We start from the raw sequence: 23,235 nt of genomic DNA on the forward strand, positions 1-23,235 counted from the left end.
TGCCGGGCCGCGGCGATTCTGCTAGCTAAGCGTCGCCTCCCAATACCTATTCTCATCACTTCGTTCAACCCACGCTCGCCATGCGCGCGGATCCGCCTGCTGAAGTCGTCGAGTTGCTCGCGCGATTGCAATTGGCAACCGCTTCAGATATGCGCCGCGTTTTTAAGCGAGCAAAGCAACTGGCCGGTGTTCTTCCTTTGTTTCCGTCGATTTGGGTCGACGCGCTGGCCCAGGCCCGTGCGATTACGCACTATCAAGCCGCTGAGATCAATGCCGGGCGCGGCGACCAGCTTGCGGTCGGTCCGTTTGTGCTCATTGAGCTAATCGAATCAGTCGGTTATGCCGCTTGCTTTCGCGCCCGGGAGCCGGGATCGCGGCGGGAGATCCGATTGCTGACGGCCAACGTTGGCACAGCTTCTCGACCTGGCACTCATTCGGACCGGGAGGGAGAAAGGGTGCAAGCTGAGGATCAAAGAATAGCAGATCGAATCTCCGAGCTGGTGAGGAGGATGGCCGACGTTGAGAATTGCAGCGTCGATCGGCCCGCGGCCGGCGGGATCGACGGCCAGCGGCTCTGGATTGAGTATCCCGAGAGTGACGCGACGCCATTGCGCGATCTGGTTTTGCGCTCCGGGCGGTTGCCGGGCGATATGGTGCTGGAAATTGCACGGCAAATGGCGGCCGCCCTAATGATTCTGAAGACTTCCGGGATCCTGCACGGCGACGTTTCGACCACTACGGTCGCGATCACGATCAATGGCTCTATCCAGTTGAGATATTGTGGCGTACGCGACATTTTGCGGCCCGAGGAAGGGTTTTCGCGCGCGGACTTATCGCCGGACGCGTACGATTTCCTTGCTCCCGAACGCGTCGCGAACGCGGCGCCCCCCAGCATTGGAAGCGATCTATTTGCATGCGGCTGCGTTTGGTGGAACCTGCTCACTGGAAGGCCGCCGCTGGGCGGCGGGACCAGCTTGGGCAAGTTGCGCGCGGCGCATGCGGCGAAGATCGTTGATGTGCGGCGGATCGCGCCCGCCGCTCCAGGCGTGCTCGTCGCGGCGATCGCCGCTTGCACGCAACGCGATCCTCTGCGGCGCCCCGAATCGTTTGCAGCCCTGGCCCAAGCGCTTGGCCAATCTACATCGGCCGGACGGCGAGCCGCCGAAGTAGTAATGGTCCGTCGGCAATGCAATGGGCGCGGCGTGGCGAAGACCGTCCGACGGGCGATTCGATCGAAGGAAGCGCCCGCATGGATTGCTGCGGTCGTCGGCTGCGTTGCCGTCATTTCATTCGTCTCGTGGCCGCTATGGCGAACGCGGGCCCAGCCGCAAGTCGCATTGGGCATTTCGCGCATTGAGTCTGCCGCGAGCGGCGGGGCGAAATCAGCAGCGAGTCACGCCGAAATGATCCATGTCCCAAATCCACATGAAGCGGTCGTGCGGGCCGAGTTTCTCGATCGCGATGCGCTGGCTAGCCGCGCGCAACCAATGGTTCTGTCCAGCGGAAAGACGAGCTGGGATCCCCAGTTGTTAGCACTGCGAGCGGGCCAAACCGTTCGCGGCCGGCCCGGCGAGCGGCCTCTTGTAGCGGTGCCGCCCGGTGGAATTGTCGTCGCCGTCGAGGATGTGCGGTTCGAAAACGTCGATTTCGTTTGGCGACCGTCGCCGGACGCGGCCATCGATCCACAGCGCGTCGCACTCATAGATATGCGAGCGGCCTCGGCTTCGTTTCGCGGCTGCACGTTTCGAGCCACGGGGGATGAGCGGATCGGCCGGCCAATCGGGATTGCCTGGCGTGGTCCTCGCCGCTCTCAAGCGCTGTCTCCAGCGGGCCGCCTTCAAATAAGCGGCTGCGTCCTTAGCGGGACGGCTGCCGGAATCGATTGCCAGTCTGCAATGCCGATGGCAATCAAGATCAGCGACACGCTTGATCTCGGCGGCGGACCGCTGCTTTGTCTGGATCATACCCCGCGGATCGACGAGCCTATTGAAATCGCGCTAAGCGGTTCAACACTTCGCGACGCAGCGGCTCTCATCGGCATTCACGTTGATCGATTGCCGACGGAAGAACCGGGAACGATCGGCATTACGACGAATGACTGCGTCCTTGCGCCAAGCCGCGGCGGCGCGGTGGTGCTTTTTGCCACTCCCGTTCGGCCGACAACACTCTCCAGGGCCTTGCAATGGTCCGGGCAAGGGTCGCTTCTCGCGGCCGATTCGCGAGTCGGCGATTGGCTGAAAGTGGGCCGACAGCGTTCCGAGGAAGTCGAGATATCCGTCGACGGCCTGGTCTCCGGCCAGGTCCAGTTCGCCGGCCCGGCCGACGCGGGTTCGTCGGCCTCGCGGGTCACGCGCTGGCTCGCCCCGATACAATCGGCCGAACCGCCCGGCATCCCCGACGGGCTGCCAAACCTGCCGTGGATGCCATGAAGTTTCTGGACGCGACGACAAATCAACGCTTGGTGGCTCGCGCCCCTTCGGGCGGATACGTAATTCGCTGACCACGAACTCTTGCCATTGGTGTGAGAACGTGCGGCTTGGCGCTCGTGACGCTCATGATGTCTCGGATCTCATAGCCGCGCGCGGTCAGCGCGTCGGCAATTAACGAGCGATGGCAACGCCAGGGGACCGCCTCGGCACACATGATGGCAGTCGGCTTCTGTTCAGCAAGTCTAAGGAGACTTTCCAGAGCCGCCGCAAAGGATGGCGTTTGCATGTAGTCGGCAAATCCGCGAAACGACGCATTGTGCCATCCGGTATTGATCGAATCGGGGCGCGAATGGCGCAAGCCCCCCAACGCTTTCATGTGCCGGTAGCAGAGATGCCGACTATGCAGAGCCTTGCTGAGCGTTTCGCGGTTGAACTGCGGATTGTGTCGGGACCGTGGAATCGTTCGCACGTCGACCAATCGCTTGACGCCGTGCGCCCGCAGGATCTCGACCAGCTCATCGAAGCTCCGCGTCGAATGCCCCACGGTATAAATAACTGGCATGGACGGGCTCATGCGGATCGACCTTCACTAGCCGTGCAGTTGCCCTGTCTTGATATTCGAAGCCGATGGCATCGCGCTGAAACCTAGTTGGACTTGCGCAAGCGATCGTAGAGCAACAGCCCCACGATCGTCTTTGCGTCGCGGATTTGCTTGGAATCAATCATCCCGAGCGCTTCGTGCCAGGGAACGACAAACGTCCTGATCTGCTCACCGCGCTCGGGGCGCGCCGGACCCGGCTCGAGGTCCCGGGCGACGAAAAAATGCATCCGTTCGTTGAGAATTCCCGGTGAGACCCAGAACTCGTGCAGCTTCTCGAACGAGCGGGCCCGATAACCGGTTTCTTCGATCAATTCGCGCTCGGCCGTTTTCAGCGGGATCTCGGGAGGATCGATTGTGCCGGCCGGCAGCTCGATCAATTCTTCATCAACCGCCAGGCGATAGTTACGGATCAGGCAGACGTGATCCTTATCCACCAGTGGCAATATGACTGCGGCGCCCGGATGCACGACCGTTTCGCGGCTGAGGGTGGTCCCGTCCGGCAGCAACCGTGACTGTCGCACGACTCGAAATCGCTGAGTGTCCAGCAGTATTTCGTGGCCTTCCGTCACCCCGACATCTCCACGGCGAATGTGTCGTAATTGCTTCGCGTCCGGTCAGTTGATAAGATAACTTGAGTCTCACGGAACTCCAAGATGGCCCTTGCGGCCCGCCCTAAGGCTCGTCCGCCATGCGGGAAACCTCGAACTGGTCGCTGAATTTCGGACGATTTGCCGGAGTTCCTGTTCGGCTGCACGGGTCGTTCATTATTGGCGCGATGTTTGCCATCTACATCGCCGGGCGATCGTCGACCGACCACGATTATACATTTTACGGCTTTCTTGCCGTGCTGGTTTGGTTCGGAAGCGTCCTGATCCATCAATTTGGGCACTTGGTCGCGGCGTGGCGAATCGGGGCTAACGTCGACCGAATTGTCATTGGTCCATTGGGCGACATGGTCCCAGCGACCGTGCCCCACGAACCGCATCGCGAGCTTGCCGTGGCGCTAGCCGGCCCCGTAGCGCAGTTGTTGGTTCTGGTGATCGTGACACCGGCCTTAATTGTCGCCAAGGAAAACGTGATGGAGCTGGTGCTTTCACCGCTGGGCCCGCACAATTTGGTCGCTGGTGGCCCGAATGGCGAAGGCTTTTGGCTCGTGACGCTGAAGCTGATATTCTGGTGCAACTGGCTGTTGTTTCTGGTCAATATCCTTCCCGCTCTTCCGCTCGACGCGGGACGGGCGCTGTTTTGCGGCTTACGACCGGCGCTTGGCGACAGAGTGGCGATCGACGCGGTGGCGCGCGGTGGCCTGATCGTGACGGTCATCGCGCTAATGCTATGGTCGTTTTTCGCGCAAGGAGGTCCGGAAACGCCGTTGGTGCCAGCATGGTTGCCATTGTCGCTCTTGATGCTGCACCTGTTTTTCACCGCCAGGAACGAAGTGGCTCGATTGGACGACGATGAGCGAGACGGCGATTTGTTGGGCTACGATTTTTCGCAAGGCTATACGAGCCTCGAACGGGGCGGTGATAACCCGCGGCGCCGCGGGCCGAATTTCATCCAGAGCTGGCTCGAAAGGCGGCGCGAGCAAAAACGACGGCGCGCTCGCGAGATTGAAGAAGAAGAAGAACGCCGCGTGGATGAAATCCTCGCCCGTGTCAAAGATGCGGGGATGGCCGGCGTGTCCCCAGAAGAGCGGGCGCTGCTAGATCGCGTTAGCCAACGCTATCGCAATCGACAGGGGAATCCGTAGTGGCTGTACCGGATTTGTTGAAGATGGCGCACAGGGTAACCATTTAGCATGGTTCCGGAATGCCTCGCGTCGACTGGCGACCGATGGGATGCGCCGCGGACTTGGCGCTTCTCTCGATTTTCGCAACTGAATCTGAACTAAACTTGGATTTGGAAACCAGTTGCGAACACGCGGCATTCCCGTATTCCATGTCCAGTACGCCTTCGCTAGTTGATAAGTCGGCCGATTCGCTCCTGAGGCGGACGCTCGCGCCGCGATTGATTGCGATTCACGCGGAATTGGAAAAGTGGTTCGAGACCGACCTGAAGGTATTCGACACGGTGGCCGATGTCATCGTGGAGCCCGGAAGTGGGCGGCTGCCAAGTCTTCCTGCATATTGGGGCGATCTTTGCCGCGAGGCGTCGAACTGGGAGCGCCCCGAATTCCTCGTCTGCGATGAACCGCTTCTGGCGTTGGCAATTCCGATCCCCGGCGGACTCGATCATCGGTATGTCGCGGTAGGGGTATTCTTGTCGCATCGCCTCGATGCCGATGCCGACATTGCTCGCGTTGAGCAAGTGCTCGGCTGGTCGCGGGCGGAGATCCGCCAATGGGCCGCGCGACAAATCCCATGGCAGCCGTCACGGTTGCTCGCCCTCGCCGAATCGATTCAAGCCCGATTGGCGGCCGAGCTAAAGGTGCAGATTCTCGCGACCGAGGATCACGAGTTGTCGGCGACCATCTCGGCGATGTACGAAGAGATTAGCCTGCTCCACCGACTTACGCAGCATTTGCGGATTTCGGAAAGCAACGAGAATCTGGCTCGATTGGCGCTCGAATGGCTCGGCGAAGCGGTTCCCGCCCAGTCGCTGGCGATCGAGCTTTTTCCTGTCCGCGGCGCAAACGGTTCACCACAATCGGGCCGAAGCGAATCGATCTTCCTGACGCGCGGGGATTGCCCGTTTGGCGCAGCGGGTTTTCGCGCCGTGATCGACGAACTCGGCCTCGACTCGGACGCTCGAGCGCTGGTGATCAATTCCCCGTCGTCGTTCGAGCTGCGCGACCGATTTCCCCAAATGCGTCAAGCGGTCCTGGTGCCGCTGTTCGACGGGCAACATTTGTTCGGCTGGCTCGGGGCATTTGATCATCGCAATGGCGGCGAATTTGGTTCGCCCGAGGCCAACTTGCTCGGGAGCGTGAGCGCGATCCTCGCCGTCCACGCAAGCAATCGAGATCTATACGGTCAGCAGGCCGAATTCCTTGAGAGCATGGTGCGAGCGCTTACATCGGCCATCGACGCCAAGGACCCCTACACCTGCGGTCACAGTGATCGCGTCGCTCGCATCGCGGTTGCCCTGGCAACGGAATTGGGGTGCGACCGAAAGCAACTAGAAACGATCTACCTCTCGGGCCTTTTGCACGATATCGGCAAGATCGGGATCAACGACAACGTCCTACGCAAGACGAGCAAGCTCACGGATGCCGAATATGAGCATATCAAGCTCCATACGGAGATCGGTTACAAGATCCTTTGCGACCTGAAACAACTGGGCGACGTGCTCCCTGTCGTCCGGCATCACCATGAGGCTTGGAACGGCGCTGGCTATCCGCTGCGCTTGGCAGGCGAGCAGATTCCCTATTTGGCTCGGATCGTCGCAGTGGCCGACGCCTTCGATGCCATGTCGAGCGATCGACCGTATCGCAAGGGGATGTCCGACGAGCGGCTCGATGAGATCCTGCGTCGCGGGGCCGGCTCACAGTGGGACGCACGGGTCGTCGACGCGTTCTTTCGCATCCGCGACGGGATTCGTCAATTCGTCCGCCGCGAACCTGAGAACGAGCCGGTGAACGACGAGATATTGCATTTGTCGTGAGTGGGCCATTCCCGCGTTTCCCGTCAGCTCAGCCAAGCGGTCGAGCGATGACTTCTGCTTCGCCATAGTCGGAATCGAGCTTTGTGCCAATCGCTTCGAGGCCGCGGCGAATATATGCCAGTCCGAGCGGGGCGTTCAAATGCGGCGAATAAGTCGCCGACGTCACTTCCCCGGATTGCGATTGGCCGCAGCGCAGCTCGCTGCCAGCCGGAGGGACAGTGCCGCCCGAAAACCGCACGCTTTGCAGGGTCTTGTTAACGTGCCCGAGTGCATCGATTCGGGCAACCGTCTCCTGTCCCAAATAACATCCCTTGGTGAGACTGATCGCCAATCGATCGCGATTGACTTCTTGAGCAAGATTCTTGTCAGTGATGTCGCGGCCGTACCAGGGAAAACTGGCCTCAATGCGGACCGTCTCGAAGGTCTGGAGAGTGCAGGGCGTCGCTCCCTCGGCAGCAAGCGCGATAACAAGCGCGTCAATCGCGCCGCGCTCTCCCGCGATTAGGAAGCTCCTCGGCCCAGCCATATCGACGCGCCGAATCCAAACGGTTTGCCAGGCGAGTTGGGCTTGTTCATGCTCAAGCCGGCCGGCCGGCACCGTCACTGCCGCGTCATGCAGCAATTGTTCCGCCTCGGACCCGGCCAGAAGCAGCTCGCCCCATTCATCTGTTCGATCGTGGATTTCGACTTGCTCTCGAATCAAATAACGCTCGAGGTGCCGGATCAGCTTTTCGCCCTGTTCCGGCACCGTGTCGACAACCAATGAATGCGGGGTGCAAAACACTAACAGATGGCCGAGCACATGACCGCGAGCATCCAGTGCAAACGCTTCGCAGCCCTTACCGGGTCGCAATCCGCGGATGTCGTTCGTCGTGAAACTGTGCAGGAATGTCGCTAGATCGTCGCCGGTCAATTCGATCTGCGTGCGGCCGCTAACATCGACGAGACCGGCGCCCGAGGTCAGCGCGGAGTATTCAGGATCGGCGGTAGGCATAGTTTTTGCCGATGCGGATTCGGGATCAAGGCCTTCACCGCGGTGTGTTTTAAAGGCGGAACTTCGCAACGGAATGCTCAAAGTCCAAATCGCTCATCGCTACCGAGGTTATTTCGACGATTCTTCGAGAGGCGTCGGTTGGGCATACTGGGCATTCGCCAACAGAACGCACGAGCGATAACGTCGAGCGAGGCGACCAATATCGGCCTCAACCGCGACCGGCGCCATTCCCAAGTTTTCCACCACGGATTCGTCCAGCCGGCTCATGAGATACACTCGTCCGCGCTTAAGCGCTTGGGCCAACTCATGGGCAGCCGGAGCGTCGGCCGTGTGCTGCCGGCGGATATGTCGCAAAGCGTCGGGCAGATCGCGGGCGCGTCCGAGCCATTCCAGTGCCGGTCCAGGTTCTGTATCCAGTTCAGTACAGATGGCAATCGCACCGTCGTCCGCAACCGCGCGAGAGGCCGCTGCGACGGCACGACCGAAGTTTTCCCATGTTTGTTGATCGACGCCTTCGATCGCGGCGACGATCAGATCGGCCCGCCGCGGCACCTCAAAATCCCAAGCCGACTTGCACAGTTCGCTCCCCCGACGCTCGACCGATTCCAAACTGCCGGCGAGAACGTGCAGCACTCCCCCCGCCGCCGCGGGCACGATTTGGACCGTCAACATGATTCCGAGCCGCCAGGCAACGTCATTCGCTTCGTGCCGCCGCCGCGCAATTCCATTCGGTTCACACGCGGCGACCGTCGCACGAAAGCGATCCAGTGTTGCCGCGTCCGAAAACGTCGGATAAACCGCGGCGTTTATGCCAAAATAGTCGGGAGTTGTTGCAAGGCGCAGGCAGCCAATCGGCAATACGACATCGGCGTCGAAAAGCCGCCGGTTGACGTAGATCGGCTCCCCGTCTTCATTGGCCGCGAGATAGCTAAGCTGACCTCGATCACGAGGGTCGTGGCCGACGAAATCGATTTTTTCAGTGCATTCGGCAGGGAGCCGGAAACGCAATGAATCGGCCGTCACGCTGTGGCCGCCTCGCGACTGCAAAACGCAAATATCCGCGGCGGCCGCTCCCGCCTCCAACAGCGTCGATATGACCGACGACACGAGTGCAGGCGCCTGCGGCAATTCCGGCTCCAAGGCCAAGACGACTCGATCTCCCGGTATCACGGCCCGTCGAAGTGGAGGGAAATCGAGCGGATCGGCAAGCGCGGCCGAGACGACGGCCGCCGGATCCGCCACGGCGACTCCCCGCGGAGCGTGGCATTCGGCCAAGAGCGCGGCGGGTTCGATATCGAGTTTCAAAGTTGAATCGGCGCCGTATCGCAAGATCGACATCATCGGACGGAATTGTCAAACATGGAGCTTTGGGATGGCTGGCCAAACGTCTTGGCATCTTATGTCGCGATCAGCGCACGGGTCAAGCGACCGCCGAACTGCCATTGGCCCCGAAGCCGAGCTTTACGCACCGGGCCAAGTTCTCGATAATCATGCCAATTCGCGTTGTCGGGGCACGGTTTTCTGTTGCTATCAAGCGAGGCATCTTTTCATGGCGGCCAATCGTGCTTGCAAGTCGAAATGTGCGGAACTCGCGTTACCGATCTCCGCGGCATGTGTGTTGATCGGTCTCGCCTCGATCGAAATCGGTTGCCAGAGGTCGGAATCGCACGAGCGTTCTACGACGGTTGACTCCGGCAGTCATGGTACGACAGGCGATTCTTCCGCTGTGACGGCTCGGCCGGGTGATTCGGAACAGCCGCCGCTTAAGGCAAATGAAATCCTCAACCGAATGATTCGCGCATACCGCGATGCGAGCACCTACGCAGATGCCGCCCAATTGCGGATCGTGATCGACCGCGAGGGACAGAATAGTGGCGATACCGAGCCGCTAAACGCGTCGGTTTCGTTTGTCCGGCCAAACAAAGTTCGCATCCAATGTCTTGATGCGATGATGGTCGCCGATGGCGGGAAGATCCGGGCCGCTGTCAGCTCGGTTCCGCGACAGGTGCTCGAACTTGATGCTCCGGCGAGGCTGGGCATCAGCAATTTGTATCTTGGCGACGCGTTTGATGATAGTTTGTCCCGCGGCCTCGGGGGCTTTCCGATTCAGCTTGCGCTACTGCTCGACGAGGATTCGCTCCAGGCGCTGGCGCCGGAGGGCAGCTCCCTATCGGATCTGCCGTCCGACACGTTTGACGGACACAAATGTCTGCGCGTGAAAGTGGAGGCGCCCGATGGTGGCCGAATCTATTGGATCGACGCTCACTCGTATGTGTTGAGGCTCGTCGAACTGCCGACCGACATGCTCCGCCGACAGATGGAAGCGGCGGAGGGACCCGTCAAGCGTGTGGCCGTTACGCTCGAATTGCTGGGCGCTCGCCTCAATGAGCCGGTGCCAGACGTTGCCTTCCAGTTCGAGGTTCCCTCCGACGCGAAGCTCGTCAAACAACTGTTGCGGCCTCCGCATCCCGTTTCCGACATGCTTGGCAAGCCGATTGGCGAATTCAAGTTTTCGGGCATCAACGGCGGCCCGACGTCGAGCCAATCGTCGGCCGGCAAAGTCACGGTGCTCGAGTTCTGGTTCACCGGCTGCGGTCCGTGTCGCGAAACCTTCCCTCAGCTCGCCAAGGTGCGTGAAAAGTACAAGAATTCAGATCGCGTCGCGATTCTTGGAGTGAGCGTCGATCGGCCGGAAGTCGACGACGCAAAGATTCAAGAGACGGCGGCGGCATGGGGTGCCGGAATCCCCATCGCACGCGACACGGCCGACGATTTCCAAACGGCATTTCATGGATTGGCGACGCCGGCCTTGTTCGTCGTCGGTCCGGACGGCACGGTCCAATACAACGAAGTCGGTTGGAACCCGGCGCTGACGACGGAATTGCCTGACGAGATCGACGCGATCTTGGCCGGCAAATCGACATGGCAGGAAGCCAAGGCGCGCGGCGAGCAGCGTTTGGCCGATTACGAGCGGAAGGCCCAAGAGCCGCCTGCCCCGTTTACCACACTCGAAGATTTACCGGCAACCAAGATTCCTCCACGCGACGAGCCGAAATCGCTCAAGCTCTCGAAGACATGGGATGTCGCCGGACTCAAAGCGCCGGGCAACTTTCTTATCGTCGAATCGGCGGGTGTGGAACCCAAAGTGTTTGTAATGGATGGCCCGCGAACGGTCGTCGAGCTAAACCACGAGGGCAAAATCGTTGCTCGACGCGAATTGGAGATTCCGGAGCAGGCGGTCATAAGCTATCTGCGCACCGCGGTGGACCGAAAGGGGCAACGCTACTACGCCGGTTCAGGCAGTGGCCAACAGCAACTCTTTCTATTCGACGCCAATTGGAAGCTCGTACTAGGTTTTCCCAGCCTCGAGCAGGGAAAGCATGCGGGGATCGGCGACGTCCAGTTCATCGATCTCGAGGAGACAGGCACTCCGCAGTTGGCCGTCGGCTATTGGGGGCTCGTCGGCGTGCAGGCAGTTTCGCTCGAAGGGAAGCGACTTTGGACGAATCGCTCGATGGAATTCGTGCTCTCGATGACGCAAAGCGGGAGCGATTCGAAGGGGATACACAACCTGCTTTGCACGAATAGCCGTGGCTCGCTCGTGCCGATCGACTCCACTGGCGCGGCGCTTCCGGAATGGAGCATCCCCGGTGCGATGCTGGAGACGGCGTTGGCGGCCGAGTTGGGTCGCGACGGCCAAAAATCGATTTGTGCGATCGCCAGCAATGCCGACGGAACGCCGTTAGCTATCGGAGTGGGTCCGCATGGCGAAGATCAATGGCGTTATGTGTTGCCGCGTGGAATCTTTCGCACGCCTGTCGAACGCCTGACGGCCGCCGATCTGGTGGCGGATAAACGCCATTGGCTAATGGCTGGAGCCGACGGATCGATCCATTTCGTGGCCGGCGACGGCACGCCGCTCGATCATTTTCACTACGGCTCGGCGGCCACCGGCCTGGCCGGCGTTCGGTTCGGCGACGAGCGGCGATTGCTTGTTTCCACGGCGAAGGCATTGGAAGCCTGGCGCGTCGAGGCGAAATAGGAACTCTGTTGACCGCTCTGGTACGCCCAGACGCGGTTTGTTAGACTCCCGCCCGCTTTTGGGGGCCTCGAGCCGTTCTGATTCCCGGCCCTCGATCCGAATCGTTCCAATTCGTCTCCATTTAAGGCCGGAGTCGCCATGCGCATCCGTTCGTACGCCACGTCTGCCATCGCCTGCTCAATTCTTCTGGCCGTGGCGTTTGCCTGGAACATGATTGGCCCCGACGCGGACGCCAATCCGCCGTGGCAAATCTTCATGGTCAAGAAGGTCGATGCAGACCCGAGCAAGGCCTACGCGCTCAGCGACGCCAACGGCCCGTGGATGATCATGGCCACGACCTTTCGTGGCGAAAAAGCCGGGGAGCAGGCGAGTCAGATGGTTTTCGAACTCCGCAAGCACTACAAGCTGAATGCCTACACGCACCGGCAGACATACGATTACACGAAGGAAGTGCAAGGCGTCGGGGTAAACCCCGATGGCACGCCCAAGAACATGCACTACGCAAACCGCGAGAAATTCGAGGAAGTCGCGGTCCTTGTGGGTGATTACCGCGGCATTGATGATCCCGAGGGGCAGAGGAATCTCGCCATGCTCAAGCATGCCGAACCGGACTGTTTGAAGACATCCAGCGCGAAGGGATCGGGCAATTCCTTCGCCGAATTGCGGCGGATGTCGCAGCAGATGTTTACCGGCGGTACGATGAAAAGCGGCGGCCCGTTGGCTAGCGCCTTCATGACCACCAATCCGCTGTTGCCGAAGGAGTATTTCGCCCCGAAGGCCGGAATCGACAAATTCGTGCTCGATCTGAATAAGGGCAACGACTACAGCTTGCTCGATTGCAAAGGCCGCTTCAGCGTCAAGATCGCCACGTTCACCGGCAAGATCGTGATCGATCAGCGCAAGATCACCGATATCGAGCACGGCAAGGACATCATGCCGCACGACAAAGTGGACGAGACCGATCCACTCGTATACGCTACGAAGAAAGCTCATGCCCTGACGGAAGCGCTGCGCAAAACCGGGGTCGAAGCCTACGAGTTTCACGATCGATACTCGAGCATCGTCACCGTTGGCAGCTTCAATTCGGTCGGCACACCGCGATCGGACGGCAAGACTGAGATTAATCCGAATATTTACGAGATCATGCGGACCTACGGTCCCGATCCGAAAGCGATGGTGGCCGACGGCGGAGCGGGCGGGCTGGGGCAAAAATCAATCGCCGTGACGATCGACAAAGAGAAGAAATCGGTCCTGCTCGACGTGCAGCCGGTCCCGGTCGAGGTCCCCCGCCGTTCGATCAGCACCGACTATCAGCAAACATCATTATTTCGTTAATGCTAAACTTGGCGGCTATGGCCTCGCTGGTGCTCGGAACGCGAAACCGCAAAAAGGGGGAAGAACTCGCCGATTTGCTCGCTCCCTGGGGAATCGAGCTACACACGCTCGCTAATTTGCCCCAGGCGATCGATGTCCCGGAGGACGGCGACACTTTCGCGGCCAACGCGGCGCTAAAAGCTTGTAAGCAGGCTCAGCATCTTGGGCGATGGGTTCTCGGCGAAGACAGCGGCCTGGCAGTCGACGCTCTCGGCGGCCAACCGGGCGTCTACTCGGCACGATTCTCGGGGCCGGGAGCCACAGACGACTCCAATAATCGCTTGCTGCTCCAACGTATTACCGAAACAGCTTTGGAGCTGCGGACGGCCCACTACGTGTGCCATGCGGTGCTCTCGGACCCCAGCGGAGTGATCCGTGGCGAGAGCGAGGGTGAATGCCACGGCCGAATCCGCTTCACCTCCGCGGGCACGGGCGGTTTTGGTTACGATCCACTCTTTGAGATCGTAGAATACCATCGCACGTTCGGCGAACTCGGCCGGGTGGTCAAAGCCTGCCTGAGTCACCGCGCCCGAGCGATTCGGGCGCTGATCCCGGCGATGACCCGGTTGGTCGATAGTGGGGAATGGCACTAACGCGATTGCCATGCGAGAATGACACCATGCGACGAAACCTGGCCTCGGCGTGGTTCTGGATAGTCATTTACTTGACGGCGATCGGAGCGATCGCCATTTACACTGTCCACGTTCGCAACCAGATGCTTGCTGACGCCAAGGGAATCGCCAAGGACGAACAATCGTGGCAAGATTGGCGCGAAGCGGCATCCAAGCAGGACGGTATCAACGGACCGGTCGAACGAGTCCTTCCACCGAGCACGGAGCCGCCGATGCTCATGTTGATGCGCGATCATTTTGGCGTGATCCTCGGAGCGTCCGTTGTATTTCCCGGTATCATTCTCGGATTCCTGATGCTCGTCGCCCGCGGGGTGCTGATGCGGGCGATCGACGGCAGGCATCCCGAATCGATCGCCATGGGCGACCATCCTGCCGCGTGAACCGCTAGTCGTTAAGCGCCGTTGCCTTCCCGCTTGAACGCCGAGTCGGCTCTGCCACGCGCGTCAGGGCGCGGCGGCGATCTTTAATGCCCGTTGATCGCTTGCTACGAGGCAAGCGACCCCGTGCTCGGGGCCTTCCAGCTCCGGTGACGTGCTTCTGCAACGCGGCTCGGCGATTGGGCAGCGATCCGCGAAGCGGCAGCCGGGATAGACGCGGTCGGGCGAGGGCACGTCGCCGGTGAGAATGGTTCGCCGCCGCTCGCGCTCGATTTTCGGATCTGGAATCGGAATCGCCGACAGCAGCGCCTGGGTGTAGGGATGCAACGGCTGACGGTAAAGCGCCGCGGCATCGGCCATTTCCACGATCCGTCCGAGATACATTACACCGATGCGGTTGGAAATATGCCGCACGACCGATAGATCGTGAGCGATGAACAGATAAGCCAGTCCCAATCGCCGCTGCAGCTCGACGAGCAGATTGATCACTTGGGCCTGGATCGAAACGTCCAGGGCAGAAACCGGTTCATCGCAGAAGATCAGTTTCGGATCGACCGCCAAGGCTCGGGCGATCCCGATCCGCTGCCGCTGACCACCGGAGAATTCATGCGGGTAGCGATTCAGGAACCGGGGATTCAGCCCGACCATGTCCAAGAGCCGCATGACCTCGAGCTTGCGATGCGCCGGCTCGTGCAGCCCGAAGATCTTCATCGGCTCGGCGACGATCCGCCCGACCGTCATTCGCGGGTTGAGCGAGGCGAAGGGGTCTTGAAAGATCATTTGCATTTGCCGGCGATAGGGGCGCATTCCCGAATCGGCGAGCCGGTCGATCCGCCGGCCTTGCCAAAGCACTTCTCCCGAGGTGATCGGCACAAGATTCAGAATTGCGCGCGCCGTCGTCGATTTGCCACAGCCCGACTCGCCGACAAGCCCGAGGGTTTCCCCCTCGCGGATCGTAAAGCTGACGCCGTCGACGGCCCGCACGGCGCCGTGCTCGCGCCGGAGGATCGGCCCACGGACGAAGGGGAAGTGCACGGTCAGGTCGCGAACTTCCAAGAGCGGCGTTGGGGAGGTTGCGGGCAAGTGTCTTGATTTTGGGTTTTCGATTTTGGATTCTAGAATGTCGAAGTCAAACTCTTACGGCGGTCTTCACTTCGTTGAAGCATGCGAAGCGCTGGCCTTCCGCGCCGGGAAACCAGGGCGGATACTCGGCCGTGCAGCGGTCGATCGCGTTCGGGCAGCGTGGGCGGAAGTAGCAACCAGCGGGCAGCGCCGCCAAGTCGGGCGGCTGGCCTTGAATGGGCGTCAACGTCGTCTGGCTGCCGTCGAGCCGCGGGATCGATTTCAAAAGGCCTACGGTGTACGGATGCTTGGGCCGAGCGAACAATTCATCGACCGGCGCTTCCTCGACGAACCGGCCAGCATACATCACGAGCACGCGGCGGCAACTATTGGCCACCACGCCCAGGTCGTGCGTGATGAGGATTATGGTCGTCCCTTCGGCCTTCTGCAATTCGGCCATCAGCTCCAGAATTTGGGCTTGGATCGTCACGTCGAGGGCCGTAGTCGGCTCGTCGGCAATTAGCAATTGCGGTTTGCAAGACAGCGCCATGGCGATCATCACCCGCTGCCGCATGCCGCCTGAAAACTGGTGCGGATAGTCGAACACGCGCCGCCCCGCCGCCGGAATCCCGACGCGTTCGAGCATCTCAACCGCGTAGTCAAGTGCCTGCCGACTTTTGTAGCCGAGGTGCAGCCGAGTCACCTCGGTGAGCTGTTCCGCAACGCTGAGAAACGGATTGAGAGAGGTCATTGGATCCTGAAAGATCATCGCGATCCGATTGCCCCTGATATCGGCAAGCTGTCGGGGGTTGAAGGCAAGCAGATTCTTGCCCTGAAACAAGACGGGGCCGCCACTAATATGCCCCGGCGGCCGCGGAACGAGGCCCATAATCGCCAGGCTGGTAACGCTCTTGCCCGAGCCGCTCTCGCCGACGATGCCCAGCGTTTCACCCTGTCCGACATCGAAAGAAACGCCATCGACCGCGCGCACTATCCCTGAGTCAGTGCGGAATTCGACATGAAGATCGCGAACTTCTAATACCGGTTCGGGCATCATCTATTCTTCAACCGAGGATCGAGCGCATCGCGCAAGCCGTCGCCGAGGAAATTAAGCGCGAAGAGCGTCAAACCCATCGCCAACGAAGGAAACACAAATAGCCACCAAAAAATCTTCACCGGCGTAATCACATGAAATCCTTGGTTGGCCAACAGGCCCCAGGAAACGTTCGGCGCTTGCACGCCGAGGCCAAGAAACGACAAGAACGCCTCGAACAGCATCACCCGCGGAATCGTGAGCGTCAGGTAGACGATAATCACGCTGAGCAAATTGGGGACGATGTGCAAATAGAGAATTCGCCCTTGGTTGGCCCCGATGGTCCGCGCCGCGTCGATGAATTGCTCGTGCTTCAGCGACAACACTTGTCCCCGGACCACTCGGGCCATGGTCAGCCAATAGATGGCCCCAACGACGAGAAAAAAGACCGTGATCCGATCGATCCCAAACGATTCCAACTTTTTCTGAATGTCCTCCTGACTCAAAATCGTAATCAGAAAGATCACGACAAAAATAAACGGCACGCAGTAAAGGACATCGACGATGCGCATCATCAGATTGTCGATCCTCCCGCCGCAATAGCCGGAAACCGCACCGTAGGAGACGCCGATCAATAGCGACACCAGCGTTGCCACCAATCCGACGGCCAGCGAGATCCGCGCGCCCCAGAAGAGCCTGGCCAGCTCGTCGCGTCCCAGCTCGTCGCGACCGCATACACTATTGATCGACCAGCCGCCAAACAGCTTCACTCGTGCCTCGGTCAGCCAACGGTTCACCCGATTGAGGTCGCCGAATTGCGTATCGATCCAGTCACTCCTCTGTTCGGTCGCTGTTCCACCGACCGCGCCGGTTCCGGGCAGCCTTAAGCTATCAATGAACGGCGGCCAGACCGTCGGTGGATCATAGGCCTGCTGAATGTCGATCGCAAACGGCGATTGCAGCGGCAGCAGCGGAGTCAACAGGGCCAAGAGCGAAAGGATGCCAAGAAACCACAACGCGGCAAACGCGATCCGGTTCTTCTTCAGCCGCCGCCAGGCATCGGCCGCCAGCGACGTCCCCTGGATCGCCTCGGCCTCGGCCAGCAGGCGGGCATATCGCTCCAATTCGCTCGACTTGTCACGGTCCGGTTGAGTCATCGTTCTATTCGTCAAGCTTGACCCGCGGATCCAAGATCGTGTAAACAACGTCCACCAGCAAGTTCAATGCAACGAGCAAGGCCGTATCCAGAAGGACCAATCCCATTGCGAGCGTATAGTCGCGCTGGAGCGCAGCTTGAACAAAATGGTAGCCAAGTCCCGGAATTGCAAAGATCATTTCAATTACGATGGAGCCGGTGACAATGCCGGAAATTGCCGGGCCGAGATACGAGACCAATGGCAGCAGCGCGCCTTTGAGCGCGTGCCGCATGATGACGGCGCGCGTCATCAGGCCTTTGGCGTAGGCGGTGCGGATGTAGTCTTGGCCCATGACGTCGAGCATCCCGGTACGGACGAGCCGGGCAACCTCCGCGGCATACGGCGCGCCAAGGCAAAGCGACGGCAAAACCACCTGCCGGAGCGTGCCGAATCCCGCCGCGGGAAAGATCGGCCAGACAAATGCGAAGAGCATGATCGCCAGGCCGGCAATCACGAAGTTCGGCAGAGCAATTCCGATCGTGGCCGCCGACATCAGCGAAAAATCCAAGAACGAACCTCGCCGCACGGCCGAGACCACTCCGGCCGCGAATCCCAGCGAGAGGGCGAAAACGAGCGCCAGCACCCCGAGCGTCGCGGATTTCGGAAACCCGGCCGCAATCACCTCGTTCACGCTAAAATCGCCCAACCGTTGGCTGTAGCCGAGGTCAAAACGTAGGGCGTTGACCAACTCGTCTGCGTATTGCTTCCAAAGCGGATCATCGAGATGATAGCGATGCTCCACGTTTTTCTTGATTTCCGGCGCTAATTTCCGCTCCGCGCTAAACGGGCCGCCGGGCACCGCCCGCATCAGAAAGAAAGAAATCGTGAATACGACCCAAAGGGTGATCGCCATCCAAACCAAGCGCTTGCAAATGAACCAGATCACTGCAAACCCTTGGCTTGGAGAAAACGCTGCCGAGCCGCGGCATCCACGGAAATCCATTTCAGCGGATGGTCGTCCAGAACGGTGTTGTAAAAACCGTGGACGTAGGGCCGCACCATGTTCTTCGTCACTTGTACATAGATCGGAATGACCGGCAACTCGTCCATCAAGATGGCTTCGGCATCGTGCAGTAACTTGAGCCGCTTTTGCCGATCGGTCTCTTGCTTTGCGGACTGGATCAATTCGTCGTACCGTTTGTTGCCCCACCCCGTTTGGTTATCTTCGCCACCCGTGATGAACATACCCAAGAACGTGTTGGGATCGACGTAGTCACCGATCCAGCCCGACCGGCAGACCGTGTAGTCCAAGTTCTGCTGGGCGGCCAGATAGGCATTCCACTCCTGGTTCTGCAATTCAGTGTCGATGCCCAGATTCTCTTTCCACTGCCGCTGGATCAATTCCGCGATCGTTTTGTGCGTTTCCTCTCCGGAATTGTAGAGAATGGGAATCTTTGGAAAACCCGTTCCACCAGGAAAGCCGGCTTGAGCCAACAGCTTGCGGGCTTCCTTCGGATCATACTCACCACAAAGGGCCGGCTCATACGGCATGTATTTTTTAATGATCGGCGGTACCAGACTGCGCGCCGGCACCTCGCCAGCGCGAGTCGCGCCATCAACGATCTCACGTTTATTGATCGCCAGCGCGAGCGCTTTCCGAACGAGCACATTGTCGAGCGGACGCCGCTTGTTGGTAACGTTAACGCGGTAGAAATAGAGCTGAAACGACTGTTCCGGTTGCAAATCGACGGGATACTGCTCGAGTAGTTGTTTAACAATCGTAGACGGAACGGTCTGAATCCAATCGGCCTTGCCTGTGAGATAGAGGTTCAAGGCAGTTGTGTCGGACTCCACGACAATTGCATCAATCGTGTTCAGCTTGACGTTGGCTCGATCCCAATAGATTTCGTTCTTGACGAGGCGAGTTCGTTCCCGGATTCTTCGGCTTTCCAACCGATAAGGACCATTCGTGACAATGTTCTCGGGCTTGATCCAAGCCGGGAAGCCATAGGTCGCCACGCAGCGTGGATTGACCGGGTAGAGCGGAAACATACCGGTCAGTTGCATGAAATACGCGGTCGGGCTTTCGAGCGTCATTTGGTAAGTGTGATCGTCGAGCACCTTGCAGCCGACCTCGGCGAAATCCAAGAGCACCTGTTTGCATCCGTTCGGGCCGTCCCCCGGCTCGAACGTGCGTTTCTTTCCATCGATTTCGACGACGTAGGTCCGCTGCACCGTCGGTTCGTCATCGGATGGCGGCGTCTCCGGAAACGGCGGCGTCACTTTCGCTAACCGCCCTTGGAGCAATCCGCCGCGGGCAAACGGCAGAGCGCTTGCGGGAAGCTCATTCAGCTCGACTTCCACCTGATCACCGGCAGCGACACGACCGGCGTTATATTTTCGGGCATTCTTGACATACCAAAGTTGGTATGCGTACTGAGACCCGGTCATCGGATCGAGCGTGCGACGGTGTGACCAGAGAAAATCCTGCGCAGTGACCGGAGTGCCATCGGTCCATTTGGCATCGGCCCGGAGGTGAAAAGTGTATTGCCGCTTGTCGGGCGAAATCTCCCAGCGTTCGGCGACGCCTGGGAGCGGTCCCAGCGTTTTGGGATCCCAAGAGGTCAATCCCTCAAAGATGCCCTCGATGATCCGCCCTTCAATCTGCCCAGTAACGATCGCCGGATCGACCGATTTGATCTCGGAAGGGTTCACGAACGTGAAATCGGCTGGCGGCTCCGGATGAAATGAAATGGCCCAGACTGTTGCAGCCGTCAGCGCGGCCAGCGCAAGCCAGGCGATCAAGTTGCGGAGGTTAAACGGCATTTCGGAGCGCGGTGCTTGAGCACGGCTTGCTTCGGAGGGTTATGGATAATGCAGTTTAGCTGCTGTCGAATCCCGCCTGCAATCGGCCGCGCCGATGGATATGATTAGTGGATATGTCGTCTGAAAAAGCTACGGCCTTGGTGCTGCACGTCGTCGAGTTCAGTGAGACCAGTAGCGTCGTGACCCTGTTTACGCGGGAATTCGGCAAAATACGGGGACTGGCCAAAGGGGCCAGGCGGCCCAAAGGCCCTTTCGAGTCTGCCCTTGACCTACTGGCCCTATGTCGAATAGTCTTCCTCCGCAAATCATCCGGTGCCTTGGACCTGCTGACGGAGGCCAAGCTCCAACGGCGGTTCCGCCCCCGCGGTCACGATCTATCAAGTCTTTACGCGGGCTATTACGTAGCTGAGTTGCTCTCCGAACTGACCGACGACTACGATCCCCATCCAGAGCTTTTCGACGCGGCGGAAGCCACGCTGGTCGGATTGTCGGACGAGGGACCCGTAGCGTCGTGGATCGTCCGGTTTGAACTCACCGCATTGAGGCTACTGGGGCATTTGCCGTCGTTGGAAGTATGCGTGGAGTGTGGCCGGCCGGTCGAAGCGGCGGGGCGAGTAGCATTTGGGTTGTTGGCCGGCGGCGTCTTGTGCAAGGAGTGCAAATTCGGAAAACGACAAGTTGTTTCGGTCTCGGAGGGAGTGTTGCGAGCCATGATTGCGCTGGCGGACGAAAAAGGTGACCGCTGGCGGCAGCTCGCCATCGATCGCAAGACGGGGGGTGAGTTGCGGGGGGTGCTGAACCATTATCTGACGCATCTATTGGGACATAAACCGCGGATGCACGAGTATCTGACTGGATTAGTTGTGCCTGCGTGAGTTCGCAGGAATCGTAGGGTGCGTCGAGCATAGCGCTGACGCGTCGGCCTGGGAGGTGCGTCAGAGCTGCGCTCGACGCACCCTACGCCGGACGAGCGGCAAACAAACACACGATCGTGGCATAAGGATCATAGGGATGCTAGCCGCCCGGCCAAGTTGTCCAGCGATTGCAGCCCTCTGCATGATCATCTTCAGCGGCTGCGCCGGATTTGGCGGAAATCCGACCGCCGGGCAGCCGTCGCTTCCTGGCGGTAGCGGAGAGGTGGTTTATGAACCACCGGCGCCGCTCTCGATAATTCCATCCGGCGAACCGCGGCCCGAGCCGCCCACCGGCTGGGCACGGTTCACCTTCGACCATTTCACGGAGACGTTCAAGTCGGCGGTCGGCCGCGGCGCTAATGAAAACGTCGCTCGCCTTTATTACAGCCAGGCAGATGATTTGTATCGTCAGAAGAAATACCACGCCGCCGCCGCCAAATACGCCGCCGCCGCCGATCGGCTTCCCGATTCAACGTTGGAAGAGAATGCCCTCTTCTCGGAGGGAGAAGCGTTTTTCTTCGCCAACGAATACTCGAAGGCCAACGATGCTTATGGCGAACTGGCCAAGAAGTATTCCAACACGCGGTTCATGAACATGGCGGTAGCCCGCGAGTTCGTGATCGCCGTTTATTGGGAGCAATATGCGAATTTCAAGCCGCAGTTCGTGTTCACGCCGAACTTCTTCGACAAAACCCGGCCTATGTTCGACACCTGGGGCAATGCCATCCGCGACTACGACCTGGTGCGAATCAACGATCCTCGCGGACCGTTTGCCGACGAGGCCGTCATGCTCACGGCGAACGCGCACTTTCTCAAACATCATTACGAAGAAGCCGACTATTCTTACACGCTATTGCGGAACGAGTTTCCCAAGAGCAAGCATCAACTGGAGGCCCACTTGCTGGGCATCCAAACGAAACTTCGCCGTTATCAGGGACCAGGCTACGACGATCGGCCGCTCAAGGACGCCGAAAAACTTATCGATCAAACGCTGGTTCAATTCGGCAGCGAGCTGGGCGCAGAGCGAGATCGACTCGTGACCTCCAAGGGCGAAATCCACGCCCAAGAGGCCCTGCGAGATTGGAGTGTCGCTCAGTTCTACGAAAAGGGCGAGCACTATGCCTCGGCTAAGCTCTACTACAACGACATCGTTAAAACATATCCGGAGACAAAACTTGCCGAGGCGGCGCAGACCCGATTGGCCACGATCGGTCCCCTGCCCGACGTTCCTCCCGACCGCTTCAAGATCCTGGCCGATATCTTCGATGGTGGCGATGAGGACGCCGTCATCGCACGCCAGTCGGCGCCGGACGGATCAGCGCGCCGCTAACCCGGCCGAGTTCAGAACTCGGATTGCAGACATGCCCCACATGTTCGTTCTTCGTTGTTCATTCGTCATCTGCCTGCTCGCGCTGCTGGCCGGCTGCGCCGGCTATCACGTCGGCAACGCCGGGCTGTTTCCGCCAGACATCCACACCGTCTATGTGCCAATGTTCGAGTCGGAGAGCTTTCGCCCTAATCTCGGCGAGCAATTGACCGAGGCCGTCTGCAAAGAGATCGAGAACCGGACACCATTCAAGGTCGTTGGGACCCCAAATGCCGACAGCGTGCTTACTGGCAAAATCACCGGCGACACGAAGCACGCACTATTCCGCGAGCCGAATAACGAAGCCCGCGATATTGAAATGGGGATGATCGTCCGAGTTTCCTGGGCCGATCGCCGCGGGAATATCGTCCGCGATGGACAAGTCCCCCTGCCGCCGGAAATGGTCGATACGAACCAGACGGCGCGAATCATTCCGGAGTTCGGCGGTTCCACGGTAGCTGCCGAGCAGGAGATCATCAAACGGCTGGCGAAGCAGATCGTCGATCTGATGGAAGCGCCGTGGTAGGTGAACGGCGAATTTCTAACGACGAATGTCAAAAAAATGACGAATGCCAGGATGACGAAGCGGTAGAATGAACCTTTGCCCGTGGTCCATCGTCATTCGTGCTTAGGCATACTTTCGACCTTCGTCATTCGACCTTCGTGATTCAGTTTGGCAGATGGCATCTCATCCGAATTCAACAGCAGCGCGCTTTCCAGCCCGCGCGGACCATTGGCGGCTTCGCACGAAGACTCTCGCGCTTTCACGTCGGCCGTTGCTGATGGGCATCGTCAATGTCACGCCCGACAGCTTCTCCGACGGTGGGAAGAATCTGGACCCGGTCG

General features: G+C 59.6%; 19 protein-coding genes. 10 read left to right on the top strand and 9 right to left on the bottom strand.

Annotated features, from left to right (window positions below; translation table 11 throughout):
* The first annotated feature begins 80 nt into the window (after positions 1-80).
* Positions 81-2,429 carry a protein kinase gene (locus tag VGY55_07335; GenBank protein HEV2969786.1) on the top strand — a complete coding sequence of 783 codons (2,349 nt, stop codon included), beginning with the start codon at positions 81-83 and terminating at the stop codon, positions 2,427-2,429.
* A gap of 22 nt (positions 2,430-2,451) precedes the next feature.
* On the opposite strand, the gene VGY55_07340 is transcribed toward VGY55_07335, so the two are convergent.
* Both VGY55_07340 and VGY55_07345 read right to left on the bottom strand, forming a co-directional pair.
* A complete protein-coding gene (locus tag VGY55_07340) occupies positions 2,452-2,991 on the bottom strand; it encodes a DUF488 domain-containing protein (GenBank protein HEV2969787.1) in 540 nt (179 codons plus the stop codon).
* Between the two features lie 83 nt (positions 2,992-3,074).
* Positions 3,075-3,599, bottom strand: a complete 525-nt coding sequence (locus tag VGY55_07345) for an NUDIX hydrolase (protein HEV2969788.1) — start codon at positions 3,597-3,599, stop codon at positions 3,075-3,077.
* 119 nt (positions 3,600-3,718) lie between these two features.
* Between VGY55_07345 and VGY55_07350 the strand changes: the two genes are divergently transcribed.
* Positions 3,719-4,780 (top strand): hypothetical protein, encoded by a 1,062-nt coding sequence (locus tag VGY55_07350; protein HEV2969789.1) that lies wholly within the window; start codon positions 3,719-3,721, stop codon positions 4,778-4,780.
* A 188-nt stretch (positions 4,781-4,968) separates the two neighbouring features.
* A complete protein-coding gene (locus VGY55_07355; protein ID HEV2969790.1) occupies positions 4,969-6,633 on the top strand; it encodes an HD-GYP domain-containing protein in 1,665 nt (554 codons plus the stop codon).
* Positions 6,634-6,661: 28 nt separating this feature from the next.
* Here the strand turns inward: VGY55_07355 and VGY55_07360 are convergent, their stop codons facing one another.
* Both VGY55_07360 and VGY55_07365 read right to left on the bottom strand, forming a co-directional pair.
* Positions 6,662-7,627: a glycine cleavage T C-terminal barrel domain-containing protein gene (locus tag VGY55_07360; GenBank protein ID HEV2969791.1), complete on the bottom strand. Its 966-nt coding sequence runs from the start codon at positions 7,625-7,627 to the stop codon at positions 6,662-6,664.
* Between the two features lie 108 nt (positions 7,628-7,735).
* Positions 7,736-8,965 (bottom strand): lactate racemase domain-containing protein, encoded by a 1,230-nt coding sequence (locus VGY55_07365; GenBank protein HEV2969792.1) that lies wholly within the window; start codon positions 8,963-8,965, stop codon positions 7,736-7,738.
* A 451-nt stretch (positions 8,966-9,416) separates the two neighbouring features.
* On the opposite strand from VGY55_07365, the gene VGY55_07370 reads away from it, so the two are divergent.
* The 4 genes from VGY55_07370 (at position 9,417) to VGY55_07385 (ending at position 14,055) form a co-directional block, all read left to right on the top strand.
* Entirely contained in the window at positions 9,417-11,669 is a 2,253-nt protein-coding gene (locus VGY55_07370; GenBank protein HEV2969793.1) for a TlpA disulfide reductase family protein, read from the top strand.
* 138 nt (positions 11,670-11,807) lie between these two features.
* Positions 11,808-13,004: a hypothetical protein gene (locus tag VGY55_07375; protein HEV2969794.1), complete on the top strand. Its 1,197-nt coding sequence runs from the start codon at positions 11,808-11,810 to the stop codon at positions 13,002-13,004.
* On the top strand, positions 13,004-13,636 hold the full coding sequence (locus tag VGY55_07380; GenBank protein HEV2969795.1) for a non-canonical purine NTP pyrophosphatase: 633 nt from the start codon (positions 13,004-13,006) through the stop codon (positions 13,634-13,636). Before VGY55_07375 ends, VGY55_07380 begins: the two co-directional genes overlap by 1 nt.
* A 26-nt stretch (positions 13,637-13,662) precedes the next feature.
* Positions 13,663-14,055, top strand: coding sequence for a hypothetical protein (locus VGY55_07385; GenBank protein ID HEV2969796.1), 393 nt, complete (start codon positions 13,663-13,665; stop codon positions 14,053-14,055).
* A 63-nt stretch (positions 14,056-14,118) separates the two neighbouring features.
* On the opposite strand, the gene VGY55_07390 is transcribed toward VGY55_07385, so the two are convergent.
* From VGY55_07390 to VGY55_07410, 5 genes are read right to left on the bottom strand one after another with little or no spacing between them, the layout of a single operon-like run.
* The gene (locus VGY55_07390; protein ID HEV2969797.1) at positions 14,119-15,135 is read right to left on the bottom strand and encodes an oligopeptide/dipeptide ABC transporter ATP-binding protein; all 1,017 of its coding nucleotides are present in this window, start codon (positions 15,133-15,135) and stop codon (positions 14,119-14,121) included.
* Between the two features lie 46 nt (positions 15,136-15,181).
* Positions 15,182-16,168 (bottom strand): ABC transporter ATP-binding protein, encoded by a 987-nt coding sequence (locus tag VGY55_07395; GenBank protein HEV2969798.1) that lies wholly within the window; start codon positions 16,166-16,168, stop codon positions 15,182-15,184.
* Positions 16,168-17,304 (bottom strand): ABC transporter permease, encoded by a 1,137-nt coding sequence (locus VGY55_07400; protein HEV2969799.1) that lies wholly within the window; start codon positions 17,302-17,304, stop codon positions 16,168-16,170. Before VGY55_07400 ends, VGY55_07395 begins: the two co-directional genes overlap by 1 nt.
* 4 nt (positions 17,305-17,308) lie before the next feature.
* On the bottom strand, positions 17,309-18,229 hold the full coding sequence (locus VGY55_07405; GenBank protein ID HEV2969800.1) for an ABC transporter permease subunit: 921 nt from the start codon (positions 18,227-18,229) through the stop codon (positions 17,309-17,311).
* Positions 18,226-20,109, bottom strand: a complete 1,884-nt coding sequence (locus VGY55_07410; protein ID HEV2969801.1) for a peptide ABC transporter substrate-binding protein — start codon at positions 20,107-20,109, stop codon at positions 18,226-18,228. Before VGY55_07410 ends, VGY55_07405 begins: the two co-directional genes overlap by 4 nt.
* 113 nt (positions 20,110-20,222) lie before the next feature.
* Between VGY55_07410 and recO the strand changes: the two genes are divergently transcribed.
* The 3 genes from recO to lptE all read left to right on the top strand — a co-directional run bounded on the left by recO (position 20,223) and on the right by lptE (position 22,915).
* Complete coding sequence (gene recO, locus VGY55_07415) at positions 20,223-20,984, top strand: DNA repair protein RecO (protein HEV2969802.1); 762 nt, start codon at positions 20,223-20,225, stop codon at positions 20,982-20,984.
* A gap of 136 nt (positions 20,985-21,120) precedes the next feature.
* Positions 21,121-22,353, top strand: a complete 1,233-nt coding sequence (gene bamD, locus VGY55_07420) for an outer membrane protein assembly factor BamD (protein ID HEV2969803.1) — start codon at positions 21,121-21,123, stop codon at positions 22,351-22,353.
* Positions 22,354-22,384: 31 nt separating this feature from the next.
* Positions 22,385-22,915: an LPS assembly lipoprotein LptE gene (gene lptE / locus VGY55_07425; protein ID HEV2969804.1), complete on the top strand. Its 531-nt coding sequence runs from the start codon at positions 22,385-22,387 to the stop codon at positions 22,913-22,915.
* Positions 22,916-23,235 lie beyond the last annotated feature (320 nt).

The organism is Pirellulales bacterium (assembly GCA_035939775.1).
Lineage (GTDB): Bacteria > Planctomycetota > Planctomycetia > Pirellulales > DATAWG01 > DASZFO01.

What these genes read in the sequence shown, in the direction of transcription:
- VGY55_07360 (HEV2969791.1), bottom strand. Translation starts at nt 7,627, where the DNA reads ATGCCTACCGCCGATCCTGAATACTCCGCGCTGACCTCGGGCGCCGGT.
- VGY55_07350 (HEV2969789.1), top strand. Translation starts at nt 3,719, where the DNA reads ATGCGGGAAACCTCGAACTGGTCGCTGAATTTCGGACGATTTGCCGGA.
- VGY55_07380 (HEV2969795.1), top strand. Translation starts at nt 13,004, where the DNA reads ATGCTAAACTTGGCGGCTATGGCCTCGCTGGTGCTCGGAACGCGAAAC.
- VGY55_07340 (HEV2969787.1), bottom strand. Translation starts at nt 2,991, where the DNA reads ATGCCAGTTATTTATACCGTGGGGCATTCGACGCGGAGCTTCGATGAG.
- VGY55_07385 (HEV2969796.1), top strand. Translation starts at nt 13,663, where the DNA reads ATGCGACGAAACCTGGCCTCGGCGTGGTTCTGGATAGTCATTTACTTG.
- VGY55_07410 (HEV2969801.1), bottom strand. Translation starts at nt 20,109, where the DNA reads ATGCCGTTTAACCTCCGCAACTTGATCGCCTGGCTTGCGCTGGCCGCG.
- VGY55_07355 (HEV2969790.1), top strand. Translation starts at nt 4,969, where the DNA reads ATGTCCAGTACGCCTTCGCTAGTTGATAAGTCGGCCGATTCGCTCCTG.
- VGY55_07335 (HEV2969786.1), top strand. Translation starts at nt 81, where the DNA reads ATGCGCGCGGATCCGCCTGCTGAAGTCGTCGAGTTGCTCGCGCGATTG.
- VGY55_07375 (HEV2969794.1), top strand. Translation starts at nt 11,808, where the DNA reads ATGCGCATCCGTTCGTACGCCACGTCTGCCATCGCCTGCTCAATTCTT.
- recO (HEV2969802.1), top strand. Translation starts at nt 20,223, where the DNA reads ATGTCGTCTGAAAAAGCTACGGCCTTGGTGCTGCACGTCGTCGAGTTC.
- VGY55_07400 (HEV2969799.1), bottom strand. Translation starts at nt 17,304, where the DNA reads ATGACTCAACCGGACCGTGACAAGTCGAGCGAATTGGAGCGATATGCC.
- VGY55_07395 (HEV2969798.1), bottom strand. Translation starts at nt 16,168, where the DNA reads ATGCCCGAACCGGTATTAGAAGTTCGCGATCTTCATGTCGAATTCCGC.
- lptE (HEV2969804.1), top strand. Translation starts at nt 22,385, where the DNA reads ATGCCCCACATGTTCGTTCTTCGTTGTTCATTCGTCATCTGCCTGCTC.
- VGY55_07365 (HEV2969792.1), bottom strand. Translation starts at nt 8,965, where the DNA reads ATGTCGATCTTGCGATACGGCGCCGATTCAACTTTGAAACTCGATATC.
- bamD (HEV2969803.1), top strand. Translation starts at nt 21,121, where the DNA reads ATGCTAGCCGCCCGGCCAAGTTGTCCAGCGATTGCAGCCCTCTGCATG.
- VGY55_07370 (HEV2969793.1), top strand. Translation starts at nt 9,417, where the DNA reads ATGATTCGCGCATACCGCGATGCGAGCACCTACGCAGATGCCGCCCAA.